Below are 14113 nucleotides of genomic sequence, written 5' to 3'. Positions count from 1 at the left end.
AGGTTATAACCAAGATGCTAAAAGAATACATTTCCAACTTGCTTTCGGACAACATGGATATCCAAAATGCGGACACCAATTTTAAAGTGACTTCAACTGTGCTAACAATGGACTCGAACGCCAACTTTTCGTGTGAGATAATGGAAGCATCAAAAGGAACAAAAACAATGGTTAAAAAAGAGGTGCCCACCAAACATTGGAATGTGAACTTTGCAGCCGATATCCTGTCCTGTGGAATGGTCAGAAACCCATCAAACAAAAAAAGCCCTGAAATCTCCAAACCCATAAGAATCAAAATAGCAAGACCTAAATGCAAGCAAACACTCGAATAAAAAACACTTTTTAATTTATGCTCTTGTTTGGCCCCAATAAAATAAGACAAAAATCTCTGTGTAGAGAGCGCCATAGCCGAATTTAAAAAGGCCAAAAGACCAACAACCCCCATGATAAGATTGTAGATTCCATAATCTACAACACCTAATTCAATTAATAAAATTCTGGTTATCAACAAGGATAATACCATTGTAATAACCATTTTCAGGTATAGAAAAGAAGTGTTTTTTAAAATCAGTTTGGAAGAACTCATAATGTGATTCTAAATCGACAAGCATTAGGCCTGGTTTATTGTCCCCAGTTGAATGTCCTTTTGATTTTATTCCATATTCTCTTGGTTAAACTTACCTTGTTCAACTTGGAATTAATAGCGATAAATGGCTCGAGCTCTTTTTTTAAGGCGCTCAAATCTTCATGGTTTTTTGAGCTAAAGGAAACCTCTTGCATTTTAATTCGATTCTCGTAGATACGAGCTCGTTTCTCGTCGGCAAGTTTCTGAGCAGAGTATCTTTTTTGTGGCCTCCATTCGTTATTTTTATCCTGGAGAAAAAGTCGATGTCTCAATCCCTCCCTCCTATGCCTAAACCCTCCTGCCTGACTCTTTATCAAATCTTCTTTGGAAAGTTCTTCTACAAAAAGGGTTTGCTCTTCCACCCCTTTTTTTATGAGCTCATCCAGATATTGGTTTCTTACCACAATTACATTGGTTCCCTTGGCATCATCCAAATATTGTGGAAGCCAGGCATCTCCAAAAGAGATATCCGCTGTTTCTCCAATCACATCGTCACAATAGTCACATGCTTTCAATTTAAATAGGTTTAATCCCCAATTGGTACCAAACAGACTCTTGTTGAGTTTGACTTTTTTTTCGTTGGAGGTGGTTAGGATAGATGTACCATAATCCGAAGCCGATCTGTTGGGTATCTTATGTCTAAAATCAAACTTTATCAATTCCTGTTTGGGAACGCCAAATTGATTCAGAAGCACATCCATGTAGTGTGTTGTTTTCAAATGACCACAAAAAATGGAAACTGTATGGACAATCCTTTCCTTGAACACCTCTTCTGAAAATCTCAACAGTTGTATGCCTTTAATGAAACATGGCACGCCCACAATTGCATACTTTCCCGGATAGTTCCTAATTCTTTCCAGTACTTTTTCCAATGTTATCGGATAATACCGCGATTTGGCACCTTCTTGTAGTTCCAATAGGTTGGAACTTATGTCATATTCATAAAAAACATCGCTTTTGTCATTGTCGGATTGTTTCACATGAATAATAAAATCCACCTTCCTTTCATTGAACAATTGAGCGCATAGCCATGAGACCCCTCCCCCTGAACTTCCTTTTTGCCTATAGTCCCCTTCCTTTACAAACCCCGCATAAATACTCCTAAAATGGCCTATTTCTTTTTCCCTCATGATTTGATCTACATTGGAAAACAATTTTTTAGAAATATTGTCTTCATTGAAATCATGATTAGCAAATGGACAAACCACGTGTGTTTCAGAAGCGGCAGAAGAGCTCTTATAGGGTTCAAAATTACCATTGGAGGTTAGGCCCATTTTAAGAACGCTTCCCTCCGAAGCGGTACAGACGCCACAACCGGAACAATATCCGCCTTTGACCACAGTGTCCATTAATTCTTTCGTTGAGACCTTTGATAACATATTTATGTGATTTAGTTGTTCATGATACCACAGAAATCAAGTACCTGTTTCCCTCTTTCAATCGTTAATTCCTTAAATTGTTTGTGTGCAACCAAAAAAGCAATAATGTCTGCCTTATCTACCGCTTTTTGATAGTCTGTCAGCTTAAATACTTTATGCGACGTTATATTTGGCTCCACAATGTAATATTCCTCGTCTTGTGCATTCTGTAATACCTTTTGTACAATATATTTTGCAGGTGATTCTCTTAAGTCATCAATATTAGGCTTAAAGGCAAGCCCCATCAAAGCTATCTTGGGTTTGCGACCATGTTTTAATTGGAACTCCAATTTTGTGTTCTTAATCCTTTCTGCGCACCAAAACGACTTATAATTGTTTATCTCCCTGGCGGTACCAATAATTTTTGACTCCATAGGATAGTCAGCAACAATAAAATATGGATCTACTGCTATGCAGTGCCCACCAACACCACATCCGGGGTTTAAAATATTAACCCGTGGGTGCTTATTCGCCAACGAAATCAGTTCCCAAACATTTATTCCAGCTTTATCGCATATCAATGATAGTTCATTGGCAAAAGCGATTTGAACATCCCTTGATGAATTTTCCACCAACTTGCACATTTCAGCAGTTCTTGCATTGGTTTTATGTAGTGTTCCTTTTATGAACTGCGCATAAAATTCAGCAGCTTTATCTGTTGAAACATCATCAACCCCTCCAATTACCCTATCATTGTTTACCAACTCAAACATTACATTTCCGGGCAATACTCTTTCTGGGCAATAGGCTACATAAAGTTTTCCTTTAAGTTCGGGCCTATGTTCGTATATTAATTCCAACATTCGCTCAGTGGTCCCAATGGGAGAGGTTGACTCAATAATATATAAATCCTCCTCCTTTAATAATGGTATTATTGCCAAGGTTGCAGCTTTAACAAAAGAGATGTCGGGCTGATTCTTATCCTTAAATGGTGTTGGAACAACAATGATATAAGTGTTTGCCTTTACAGGTGTAATAGCTGCTTTCAAATACCCATGGGTCACCGCTTTTAATACTGCTTCATCCAGTTCAGGTTCTACAATGTGTATTTTCCCGGCATTAATCGTTTCTACCACCTCCGGATTAATGTCTACTCCGTGGACATATCTTTTATTCTGGGCAATCAATGCAGCTGTTGGCAAGCCTATGTAGCCCATCCCAATCATTACAACTTCTGGTTGATTCATTTTTTTTACTTTTCTTGGGTTTTATTTGTGCCTTTAAACATAAATGGTCCTAAATCTATCTGCTCCTTGTTCCTTTTTTGTCCATCAAAATCTATTTGAGGGGCATTTTTTAGGGTCCCAATACCGATACAAGGAGATGTTTCCGTTAAGTGATAATCCCCATTTTTCAAATCAACAAAATTTGGGTCGAATGGAGTTATACTTACTCCTTGAGGTGCCTCAAAACCATTGTTCCAAAAATTGGTGAATTCAAAGTCAAAATTCACTTCAAAGGGGTTTACCGAAAAAAAGGTGCTTCTAGAATAGTTTTTTACGTTGGTGACAATACAGTTGACCATCTTGTTGTCTACATTTTCCCTGTCGGCATTTATCAAAAATTCACCCCCGTCAAAAACACAGTTCATAAAAGTGTTGTTGTCAACAATCGACATTGTTGCAGGATTGTAATGGAAAAATTTTATGGCATTCTCTTTGGAGTTTCGGAAAACACAATTCTCAAAAACGTTAAATCTGCCGGCATATTGGGCGCCTTCATCTTCTGTTGTGTCAAAAAATAAAATTGAGGAGGCTGCGCCATCAGATGTGCAATTTCTGATTGTATTATAGCTGGCGCCATCTCTAATCGAATACCCACAATTAATTGCCTTGCAATTTTCAATAAGGTTGTTTTTAACCCCCCTGTACCTCAATTCATACCCGTTTATTTTCATGTTCACGGCAACACAGTTTCTTATGTTGATATATTTTCTGTTGTGCAAAGATATCCCTATACCTGAAGTCCTGTTGTTGCCATCCAATAGTGGCATCTTGTCCGGATTCAGACCATCTCCATATTCCCAATTTAGTTTTGGGGCATCCCCAGGTATGGATGAATATCCTTCAAAAGTTATCTGCTTATTAGCTCTACCATTTCTTTCAAAAACAACGTTCTCATTACTGTAGTCACCTGCCTTTATAAAAACTGTATCGCCTGGTTTAACTGGACTTTTTGAAGATGCCGCATATGGAATGGTGCGCCAAGGTTTGGATTGGGACAAACCACTGTTGTCATCGTCTCCTGACAAGGAAACATAATATGTTTTTTGGGCAGACAATATCATAAAATTGCCAATTGCCATTAGGGCAATAGGTAGCAGTTTTAGAATTCCAATTCTATTTTTCGTCAATTCAACAATCATAAGCTATGATTATTGATAAATTGAACAATCCGTTCCGATGCTTTTCCATCACCATAAGGATTATGCAATTTTGTCATCTTTTCATAAGCATCTTCGTCTTCTAACAATTTTGATGCTTTCGAAACGATTAGATTTTTATCTGTGCCCACCAAAATAACTGTTCCAGCATCAACGGCTTCCGGTCTTTCTGTTGTATCCCTCATTACCAAAACTGGTTTCCCCAAACTAGGTGCTTCTTCCTGTACACCTCCACTGTCGGTTATTATCAAATACGATTGGTTCATGAGCCATACAAATGAAGGGTAAGATAAAGGGGCAATCAATTCTATATTCGGCAAATCACCAAGTATTTTGTATACAGGTTCTTGAACTTTAGGATTTAAGTGTACTGGATAAACTATTTGAACATCACTATATTTTTGGGAAACTTCTTTTAACGCTTCGCAAATGTTCAAAAACCCTTCTCCATGGTTTTCTCGACGGTGCCCCGTCACCAAAATTAATTTTTTATTCGCGTTCAAAATCTGTGACAACCTGTTGATTTCCTCATCCTCATATGTACTAGAACTCACTTTAGCAACGCTTATCTTCAACGCATCAATTACTGTATTACCTGTTACTACAACCGAATCTGAAGGCTTGTTTTCCTTTAAAAGATTTTCTTTAGATGTTTCCGTTGGCGCAAAATGAATGTCACTGACTACTCCCGTGACACATCGGTTCATTTCTTCTGGGAAAGGAGATTTTTTGTTAAAGGTTCTCAACCCCGCTTCAACATGGCAAACTCTTGACCCAGAATAAAAGGCTGCAATACTTGTAGCCATTGTTGTTGTGGTGTCACCATGTACGTAAACATAGTCCGGTTCAAACTCTTCGAGAACTTCTTTTAAATTCAAGATGATGTCTGCCGTTAAACCATAGAGGTTTTGATTGGGTTTCATAAGGTTAAGATCGTAGTCCGGTTTTATCTCAAAAAAAGACAGAACCTGATCCAACATTTCCCTATGTTGCGCAGTAATACAAACTTTGGTCTCGAATTCATCCGTATAATTCTCAAATTGCTTTACTAAAGGAGCCATTTTGATGGCCTCTGGACGAGTCCCAAAAACAATAAGGTTTTTTTTCTTCAAAAATTTATTATTAGCTGACTGTTAAACTACCTACTTCTTTGAATAGTTTTGATAGAACTGTCCGGTTTCCAAATAATTTTTCAAGGTTGGTGCCTTTTGGTCTTTATCAGAAAGCAACAAATTCTTAGAATTGATTTTCCATTCTATGCCTAAATCTATATCCCGATAAACTATACCCCCCTCAGCTTCTTTCTTATGATGGTTGTCACACTTATAAAAGACAGTTGCAGAATCGCTCAAAGTCAAAAATCCATGTGCAAAACCTCTAGGAACAAATAATTGTTTTTTGTTTTCACTCTTCAATTCAATGGATAAATGCTCGCCAAAAGTAGGGGAATTTTTACGCAAATCGACCACTACATCCTGAATTCTTCCCTCTAACACTGAAACCAATTTTGCCTGGGCATGCTCTCCTTTTTGAAAATGCAACCCCCTCAACACTCCTTTTTTTGAAAAGGACTGGTTATCCTGAACAAAAGTTACTTCTTGGTTTATCGCTTCACAAAAATCTTTTTGGTTGTAGCTCTCGAAAAAATAACCCCTTTCGTCTTCATGAATGGTGGGCTCAATGATGAAACAACCCTTTAACTTGGTCTCTGTTGCTTTGATCATGCCTCCTTGTTCAAAATTCCCAATAATCGCTCACCATAACCACTTTTAATCAAAGGTTTTGCTAGCTTCCTGAAACTGTTCTCATCGATGTAGCCCATCTCAAAAGCGGCAGCTTCTATGGACCCTACCACCAATCCTTGACGGTCTTCAATAACTTCTATAAACTGTGAAGCTTGCATAAGTGCCTGGAACGTTCCGGTGTCCAACCATGCTGTCCCCCTGTCCAGTATGCTCACATTGAGTTTTCCCCTTCTTAAATATTCCTTGTTTACATCGGTAATCTCTAGTTCTCCCCGAGCACTAGGTTTAATGCTCTTGGCTATGGAGATTACATTATTATCATAAAAATATATGCCTGGCACGACATAATTGGATTTAGGTTTTTTGGGCTTTTCTTCGATACTTATGGCTTTTCCCTCATCATTAAACTCCACCACACCATATCTTTCCGGGTCATTTACTCGATATACATATATGGTGCCACCGTCTGGGTCATTGTTGGTTTGCAACAATTTGGACAAACCGCTGCCATAAAAAATGTTGTCTCCCAAAATCAAGGCAACCTTTTCTTTGCCAATAAATTCCTCTCCTATGATAAATGCCTCTGCCAATCCGTTTGGGGATTCTTGAGCTGCATAAGAAAAGGAGCATCCGTACTTTTTTCCGTCTCCCAAAAGGTCCTTAAACAGCGGAAGGTCTTTTGGGGTGGAAATAATCAATATTTCCTGGATTCCTGCATACATCAAAGTAGAAAGGGGATAGTAGATCATCGGCTTGTCGTAAATGGGCATCAGCTGCTTGCTTACCGAAAGGGTAAGTGGGTGCAATCTGCTTCCTGTTCCTCCTGCCAAAATGATTCCCTTCATTGTGTTTGATATTGCTTTATATAATATTCCAAATAGTCCCCTGAGGTAACATGGTCCAACCATTCCTGGTTTTCAAAATACCAATCTATGGTCATTTCGAGCCCTTCTTCAAAGGTGACCGAGGGTTTCCACCCTAATTCTTTGTTTATTTTGGATGCATCAATGGCATACCTTAAATCATGTCCTGGGCGGTCTTTTACAAAGGTTATCAGTTTTTCTGAAGTTCCCTCCTTTCTTCCAAGTTTTTTATCCATTAGTTGGCATAGCAAGCGGGTCAATTCTATATTCCGCCATTCATTGAAACCGCCAATGTTGTAGGTTTCTCCTTTTCTTCCTTTATGAAATACCAAATCGATGGCCTCGGCATGGTCCTTTACATATAACCAATCCCGGGTATAGTTCCCATCACCATAAACGGGCAATGGCTTGTTTTTTATGATATTGTTGATGAATAGGGGAATCAATTTCTCAGGGAATTGATTGGGGCCGTAATTGTTGGAGCAATTCGAGATTATGTAAGGCAAACCATAGGTTTCACCATATGCCCTTACAAAATGGTCAGAGCTTGCCTTGGATGCCGAGTAAGGCGAGTTGGGGTCGTATGCCGTACTTTCGTTGAAGAAACCTTCCCGTCCCAAGCTTCCAAAAACCTCATCGGTGCTGATATGATAAAATAAAAAATCAGTGTTGTCCTTGGCCAACTGTAATGAGGCGTTCAATAAATTGACGGTGCCCAAAACATTGGTGCGCACAAAAGATAAGGGGTCAGATATAGATCGGTCTACATGGGATTCCGCGGCCAAGTGAATTATCCCATCAAAATTGATTTGGGAGAAAAGGTCATTAACAAAATACGCATCAGTAATATCTCCTTTAACAAATGAATAGTTTGGGGCTTGCTCTATATCTTTCAGGTTTTCCAAGTTTCCCGCGTAGGTCAAAGCATCTAGATTAAAAATTTGATAATCCCCGTATTCAGCTACAAACAGTCGGACCACATGAGAGCCGATAAAACCGGCTCCTCCCGTAATTAAAATGTTTTTTGGACTATTTTTTTTATCCATCTAATCACATTTATACGCCTTTATGGCCTTGCGTTTGGATTATAAGAGAACACTGTTCTTTGGCCTCTTTGCTAATGTACGATAATTCGAATCCAATACAAGATCTACCTTCTCCGTCAGCCCGTTCTCTTTCAATATCTGTTTGGCAAAATCGTGCCATGTCATGGGATTCCCATCCGTAAAATGATACATCCCAAAAGGTTTTTCTCCCAATACGATTTCGTTCAAAATAAATTTGACCAATGACTCTGTGTTTGTAGGACAACCTTTTTGGGCATCTGTAACATACAAATCCTCTCCGGCCAGTGCCTTCTTTAAAATTGTACGGTAGAAATTATGTCCATATTTTTTACTGTACAACCAAGATGTGCGAATTATGTAATGGTTGGGTTGAATTTGTTGAATAACTTTTTCTCCTGCCAACTTGGACTTTCCATATACATTGATGGGATTGGTTTTGTCTTCCACAGTATAGCCCCCGTCCTTTTTGCCATCGAAAACATAATCAGTGGATATATGAATCAAAGTAGTGTGGTGTTTTTTGCAAACTTCTGCTAGATTTTTGACCCCTTCTGCGTTGACTTGATACGCTAAATCCGGGTATTTTTCTGCCTGTTCAACATTAGTATACGCGGCACAATTGATACAGAAATCATAGTGTTCTTTTTCAAAAGTGTCCCGTAATTGGTCACCATAGGTTATATCTAGCTCATTGGATGTCTTAAAATCAAAGGAAATAGCATCCAGACCTGACACAACCTCAGCAAAAGTCTTTCCGAGTTGACCATCAGATCCTGTTACAACAACCTTAACCATACAAATGTTCTAAACTTCAATTTCTGAAGCTTTCCTATTGAGGTACTTTAGGAAAGACAACAAAAAGAATACCCCAAGGAACAATAACGGTAGAACAATTATCTTCTTTCCAAAGAACGCCTTACTGACTTGATGGGGGTTTCCAAAATTGATTACACTAATGGGGCCGTTAAGTTGCTTTAGCTCCATTTTCTTTTCCTCTATATCTTCTATCAGCTCTGTTTTTAAGGTGATAAGCCCTGTAACATTAAGCTTTTCTTCGTTTTGGAATACCAGTTTCCCGGTTTCAAGTGAGGCGCTCTGTTTGTTCAGGTTATTGGAGTAATTCTGGATAATCGTATCTATCTGAGAAATCAACACCTCGCTTTTTTCAATCCTCTCCCTTGAATTTTCCTTTTGTACGGATAAGAGTTCCGTGAAATATCCATTGGAATTGATATAGTCCAAAAGCTTACGGGCTATTTCCTCGCCGTTGGAGTTCTTATAGGTAAATGTTATCCTATGGTTGAGCTCCGTTTTCTTTAGTAATTCCTCTCTGATCACATCAGCGATCAAATCCGTGTTCTGAAATTTTTGAAGCACTTCCAAATATTCCAATTGCTTCTCATTATCCTCTGCCTCCTCCTTTTTTACAGCAGCAATCGAAATTTCAAAACCCTTTAGGTCCGCCTCTGTGATATCGAGCCTATTCAAAAAAGTTGGATTCTTGTCCTTGATGTTGGACTCTATTTCAGAGATAACATCATATAAATAATCCTTGCTTTCCAGATTGGGCCTTACTATAACATCTAATTGTACTTTTTCGGTGGTTATGAACTTTAACCCAAACCCTATGGCCACACCCAAAACAACCAGACCTATGAGTATCAATGCACTCTTTTTTAGATATAGAAAAAGACGTAAAAAAAGTATTCCTAACTTATTGAATCCATTTCGGATCATCTGGAACAATTGCCCCAAGTCTATCTCGTCCGAATTATTCTGATTTACTGGTTGGTCTGCCATACCTATGAATTGAATATTTGTTTTAAAATTCTGTCCGTTATCAAATATGTGGGCTTTACCCCGGTTGTTCCCAGTCCGCCCGAAGCCAACGTGCTCCCGGTCTCCAAAGGATTGTCAGATGCGTAGTAAGCATATCTTACCTTGACATCTTTTTTTATGCTCTTTCGTATCTGTGAGGCCGATTGTATTGCTTTTTGATAGTGCACTCCCTCCATTTCCAATCCTATAACGTTCCAAGTGGATTCATTGAAAAACTGGAGAATGTCCCTATTTTGAAGCGATGTGCCCAATACGGTCACCATGGTTCCTTCCATTACCTTTAACCCATGCCCTTCAAAATCCGAACCCTTGAGTTCGTTGTTGAAGGGATAATTATCCGCCGTGCCCTCAAAAATATGGGCGGAAGGAATCATCAAATCCCCCTTGCCCCCTTCCAAGATGCCCGCCTTCCCCATGATGGAGACCGAATCTACGTTAAGAAAAACCTTTTCCTTCCCATCTTCCATCGGTTTCAAAAGTTCATCTATGGTCTCGTAGGCCTGCTCGCCAAAGGCGTAGTCCATCACAAATATAACGGGTTTATCTTCTTCAGCGACATCTTGCGGAAGTTGATAGCAACAACTTTTGCTTCCAAATTTGGCAGTATCAAAAATCTGAACGTCAATGTTGGCGCCGGACTCATCTTCCAAAAATATCATTCCATTGCTCTGGGCCAAGTTCCTTACCTTCTTGTTGAGGGATTTGTTCTTGTCGGAACCCAAAGCCTCATAAATATCCAAAGATTCGTTGTCCGGGAATTCTTCGGCCAATGCCTTTTTGGCAAAGAGCGAGTTCATAACACTGTGCATATTTGCACTGATGATATGAAGGGGTCTGTCCATCAAGTTGTGTTCCTTGAGGGTCGCCTTGATCTTATCGGCCCACTTTTCCCCATGGATATGATGGCCCAACCGCTCTCTTAGCAGCGGACTGAATGTGATTGTCCTCTTGTTGCCCGTGGTCTCCTCTTCAATGGCCAGTTTGCCCAGCCAATAGATTACGTTTAAAAAGCGGTCCGGGTCCTCCGGGGTCTTTAACTTGTTTTCAAGATCCACCACCTCATCAAAGGTCCTGCCCAAGATATTGGCACAGTGTATCAGTGCCACTTCTCTTTCTTCATTGTTTTTTTCTTCGGACAGTACAAACTCGGTAAGCTTGTCCCAGTCCCTTATGGTAGATGTCCCATCGTCCACCAAGACCCTTTTGGAAATTTTGCCGGACTCCACGAACAAGAAGGTCAGGTGGGTCAAAATATCGTAAATGTCGCTACGCCCTCGTGTGATCTCGATGTTCATCTGCTCATCATCGATGCGGTAGCAATTTCTTCTTCGCTTTGGAGGCACAATGGGTCTTAAATGTGATTTGCCGAAACCTTCGTCGGAAGTGAGGTTAATGAATCGGCATTCTTCTATCCCTTCGGGCAAGCGTTCCAACACATAGATCAACCCGTTCAGTTCGGCCTTGTCCTCAGCAATGGTCCCATAAATTTCCGGACGGAGCAATAAAAGCGCGGTTCTGAGAGCATTACCAGAAACCCCCGAAGGCTTGTAAAATCCCCTGTTCAGCAAATGGCGCATGGTAATGTACAAGCGTTCGATCGCATTGGTGGACTCCTGTGCCCTAGTGGTCTGTTTTACTTCTGTTGCCATCATATCTTCTGGCAAAAATAAATGAATTCCTATGAAAGTTAAGCTGTTCTAAGTCAACTAATTTTAAATGGATGAAGTCCATCGGCCACTTTTCGGTCGTTGGCAAGGCGTTGCACCTTGTTCTGCCCTCCCAGTTTACCCATGGATTTCATATAATCCTGGAAACCATTTGGTTTGATGCTGCTTATCTTCAACGGCTGGAGAATATTCCCATCGATGAGGTCAAAATAGTAGCTGTTCTGTCGCTTCATGCTCTTCTCCATGATGCCCTGGAACTTTTTCATATCCGATGGTTCTCTTTCAAATTCAATAAACCATTCATGATAGGGCAGTTCTCCTTCCACGGGATTGGTCTGTGGAGCTACGGTAAATTCGTTGACCAACGCATCGGTCTGTTCCACGGCTAGGCGTAGTGCCTCTTCAACCTCCTTAGCGATTACGTGTTCCCCAAAAGCAGAAATAAAATGCTTGATGCGCCCCGAAACCATTATCTTATATGGGTTCTTGGAAATAAACCGAACGGTATCCCCAAGATTATAGCCCCAAAGTCCGGCATCTGTAGAAATTACCATGGCATAATCGACGCCCAGTTCCACATCTGCAATGGTCAATCGTTTTGGGTTCTCATCAAAAAATTCATCGGCCTTGACAAACTCATAAAAAATACCCGCGTCCAGCAACAACAACATCCCCTTTTCTTTTTGGGAGTTTTGATAGGCAAAAAATCCTTCACTGGCTGGGAACAGTTCAATGCTGTCCACCTTTCTTCCTATAAGGTTTTCAAATTTGGCCCTATATGGCTCGTAATTCACTCCTCCATATATGAACAATTGAAACTCTTTGAAAAGTTCCCCGACTTTTTTCCCTGTCTTGGAGTTCAATTTTTCAAAGTACATCTGCACCCATGACGGAATGCCGGCAATTACGGACATATTCTCCTTTTCGGTCTCCTCGACAATTTTGTCCACCTTGGTCTCCCAATCCTCGATGCAATTGGTTTCCCAGCTTGGCAATCGGTTTTTTTGAAGGTAGTTGGGCACATAATGTGCTGAAATCCCTGAAAGCCTTCCCAGCTTGATTCCATTTTTTTCTTCCAGTTCAGGACTTCCTTGTAAAAATATCATCCGGCCATCCACAAAATCGGCGTTCCCCGTTTCGTGTATGTAATTGAGAATGGCATTTCTGGAAGCTTCCACCTGGTTTTTGATGGAAGGTTTGGTGATCGGAATATATTTGGCGCCCGAAGTGGTTCCCGAGGTTTTTGCAAAATAGATGGGCTTTCCGGGCCACAGCACATCTTCTTTTCCATCAATTATTTGCTGTACATATCCCTTTAGTTCCTCATAATCACGTATGGGAACGCGCTCAACAAAATCTTGGTGGGATGTAATGGTTGCGAACTGATGGTCCTTGCCAAAAAGGGTGCCCTTGCCCTGGGTGATCAAGTGGTTGAACACCTTTTGTTGGGTCTTTACAGGTTGATTCACCCATTTTTCGGTTTTCTTGGCTATCCGATTCGCAAATATTTTCGCGGCAAATGCTTTTAAGGACATTTAGTTGAAGTCAATATAATTTTGGGGATCCACCGGTTTGCCCTTTCTCCAAAGTTCAAAATGAAGATGTGGCCCCGTAGTAAGTTCTCCCGTATTTCCGATTGATGCGATTACCTCGCCTGCCCGTACCAAATCCCCTTGTGCCTTGCTCAGGGAACCATTGTGCTTATACACCGAGGTTATCCCTTCTTGATGTTCTATGATCATTACGTAACCCGTTTCTGTGGTCCATTCCGCAAAAAGCACTGTGCCATCCGCAATAGACTTGACCGGGGTTTCCCGTGGTGCCACCAAATCCACTGCGTAATGTTTCGTTTTTTGATCAAACCCTTGGGATATGGTTCCGTTCACAGGTGAAAAGAATAATGTCCCCAAGTTTTCGATATCCCTTTCAAAAAGATTGTATTTATCTTCCAGCTCAACCTCTTCCCTCAACAATAGATCCTGTCGTATTGGCGTAAGGTCTACGGAAGCAGGGTCCAATTTGTACTGCTCAAACAGAGAGTCCCTATTCACTTGGTTGTTTTCAATGTCACCCCGCAAGACCTTCCTTACATTATCCAAATACCGATTGGTATAATTGAGTACGGTCACCAAAGAATCTGTTTTATAAGTAAGGTCGGTTGCCTGCCGTTTTAATCTGGTAGAGGAGTAGCCCGGAATATATTCACGCAATGGGGTAAAAGCTATGATCAAGGTCGTAACTCCGATCAGCACAATAATGAACATGGTACCGGTAACAAAAACGTTAAGCCTGTTCAGCTTAAAAGATATCTTTTCCTCAAAAGTGCTTTCATTGAGAATGACCAAGCGATACTTGTGCAATAGCTTGCGTTTGATCTCCTTTCTTTTCTTTTTGTCCTTTGCCATGATGAACAAAGATAGTCTTAGATTTTAATATGCATGTTAAGCTTTTTAAAAAGCTTGGGCCGGTAAGTTCTTAAAAATCATTCTCAAATGCCAATTTTCGT

General features: G+C 40.3%; 13 protein-coding genes. 1 reads left to right on the top strand and 12 read right to left on the bottom strand.

The window, feature by feature from the left end:
• The first annotated feature begins 14 nt into the window (after positions 1-14).
• The gene (locus tag J0656_RS02290) at positions 15-332 is read left to right on the top strand and encodes a hypothetical protein (RefSeq protein ID WP_207031202.1); all 318 of its coding nucleotides are present in this window, start codon (positions 15-17) and stop codon (positions 330-332) included.
• 289 nt (positions 333-621) lie between these two features.
• On the opposite strand, the gene J0656_RS02285 is transcribed toward J0656_RS02290, so the two are convergent.
• Genes J0656_RS02285 through J0656_RS02230 form a run of 12 tightly spaced genes read right to left on the bottom strand, consistent with a single transcriptional unit; the run spans position 622 to position 14012 of the window.
• On the bottom strand, positions 622-2004 hold the full coding sequence (locus tag J0656_RS02285) for a Coenzyme F420 hydrogenase/dehydrogenase, beta subunit C-terminal domain (protein WP_207031200.1): 1383 nt from the start codon (positions 2002-2004) through the stop codon (positions 622-624).
• A gap of 11 nt (positions 2005-2015) precedes the next feature.
• The gene (wecC, locus tag J0656_RS02280; protein WP_207031199.1) at positions 2016-3230 is read right to left on the bottom strand and encodes a UDP-N-acetyl-D-mannosamine dehydrogenase; all 1215 of its coding nucleotides are present in this window, start codon (positions 3228-3230) and stop codon (positions 2016-2018) included.
• A gap of 5 nt (positions 3231-3235) precedes the next feature.
• Positions 3236-4408, bottom strand: a complete 1173-nt coding sequence (locus J0656_RS02275; RefSeq protein ID WP_207031198.1) for a right-handed parallel beta-helix repeat-containing protein — start codon at positions 4406-4408, stop codon at positions 3236-3238.
• Positions 4405-5538 carry a non-hydrolyzing UDP-N-acetylglucosamine 2-epimerase gene (gene wecB, locus J0656_RS02270; RefSeq protein WP_207031197.1) on the bottom strand — a complete coding sequence of 378 codons (1134 nt, stop codon included), beginning with the start codon at positions 5536-5538 and terminating at the stop codon, positions 4405-4407. The genes J0656_RS02275 and wecB overlap by 4 nt, the downstream gene beginning before the upstream one ends.
• Before the next feature lie 30 nt (positions 5539-5568).
• On the bottom strand, positions 5569-6147 hold the full coding sequence (gene rfbC / locus J0656_RS02265; RefSeq protein WP_207031540.1) for a dTDP-4-dehydrorhamnose 3,5-epimerase: 579 nt from the start codon (positions 6145-6147) through the stop codon (positions 5569-5571).
• Positions 6147-7016, bottom strand: a complete 870-nt coding sequence (gene rfbA, locus J0656_RS02260; RefSeq protein ID WP_207031196.1) for a glucose-1-phosphate thymidylyltransferase RfbA — start codon at positions 7014-7016, stop codon at positions 6147-6149. Before rfbA ends, rfbC begins: the two co-directional genes overlap by 1 nt.
• Positions 7013-8080: a dTDP-glucose 4,6-dehydratase gene (rfbB, locus tag J0656_RS02255; RefSeq protein WP_207031195.1), complete on the bottom strand. Its 1068-nt coding sequence runs from the start codon at positions 8078-8080 to the stop codon at positions 7013-7015. The genes rfbA and rfbB overlap by 4 nt, the downstream gene beginning before the upstream one ends.
• A 39-nt stretch (positions 8081-8119) precedes the next feature.
• The gene (rfbD, locus tag J0656_RS02250) at positions 8120-8896 is read right to left on the bottom strand and encodes a dTDP-4-dehydrorhamnose reductase (protein WP_207031194.1); all 777 of its coding nucleotides are present in this window, start codon (positions 8894-8896) and stop codon (positions 8120-8122) included.
• Between the two features lie 9 nt (positions 8897-8905).
• Positions 8906-9901 (bottom strand): hypothetical protein, encoded by a 996-nt coding sequence (locus J0656_RS02245; RefSeq protein WP_207031193.1) that lies wholly within the window; start codon positions 9899-9901, stop codon positions 8906-8908.
• A 2-nt stretch (positions 9902-9903) separates the two neighbouring features.
• Entirely contained in the window at positions 9904-11592 is a 1689-nt protein-coding gene (locus J0656_RS02240; protein ID WP_207031192.1) for a DUF6909 family protein, read from the bottom strand.
• Positions 11593-11642: 50 nt separating this feature from the next.
• Entirely contained in the window at positions 11643-13142 is a 1500-nt protein-coding gene (locus J0656_RS02235; RefSeq protein ID WP_207031190.1) for a GH3 auxin-responsive promoter family protein, read from the bottom strand.
• Positions 13143-14012, bottom strand: coding sequence for a M23 family metallopeptidase (locus tag J0656_RS02230; RefSeq protein ID WP_207031188.1), 870 nt, complete (start codon positions 14010-14012; stop codon positions 13143-13145).
• Positions 14013-14113: the final 101 nt, after the last annotated feature.

The organism is Flagellimonas aurea, from assembly GCF_017313785.1.
In the GTDB taxonomy this organism is placed as follows: Bacteria; Bacteroidota; Bacteroidia; order Flavobacteriales; family Flavobacteriaceae; genus Flagellimonas; species Flagellimonas aurea.
This window is presented reverse-complemented; position numbering and strand designations above follow the sequence as displayed.

Coding starts and splice junctions, on each gene's coding strand:
- J0656_RS02245 (WP_207031193.1), bottom strand. CDS start 9,901: ATGGCAGACCAACCAGTAAATCAGAATAATTCGGACGAGATAGACTTG.
- J0656_RS02235 (WP_207031190.1), bottom strand. CDS start 13,142: ATGTCCTTAAAAGCATTTGCCGCGAAAATATTTGCGAATCGGATAGCC.
- rfbD (WP_207031194.1), bottom strand. CDS start 8,896: ATGGTTAAGGTTGTTGTAACAGGATCTGATGGTCAACTCGGAAAGACT.
- J0656_RS02290 (WP_207031202.1), top strand. CDS start 15: ATGCTAAAAGAATACATTTCCAACTTGCTTTCGGACAACATGGATATC.
- J0656_RS02275 (WP_207031198.1), bottom strand. CDS start 4,408: ATGATTGTTGAATTGACGAAAAATAGAATTGGAATTCTAAAACTGCTA.
- wecC (WP_207031199.1), bottom strand. CDS start 3,230: ATGAATCAACCAGAAGTTGTAATGATTGGGATGGGCTACATAGGCTTG.
- J0656_RS02285 (WP_207031200.1), bottom strand. CDS start 2,004: ATGTTATCAAAGGTCTCAACGAAAGAATTAATGGACACTGTGGTCAAA.
- rfbB (WP_207031195.1), bottom strand. CDS start 8,080: ATGGATAAAAAAAATAGTCCAAAAAACATTTTAATTACGGGAGGAGCC.
- J0656_RS02240 (WP_207031192.1), bottom strand. CDS start 11,592: ATGATGGCAACAGAAGTAAAACAGACCACTAGGGCACAGGAGTCCACC.
- rfbA (WP_207031196.1), bottom strand. CDS start 7,016: ATGAAGGGAATCATTTTGGCAGGAGGAACAGGAAGCAGATTGCACCCA.
- J0656_RS02230 (WP_207031188.1), bottom strand. CDS start 14,012: ATGGCAAAGGACAAAAAGAAAAGAAAGGAGATCAAACGCAAGCTATTG.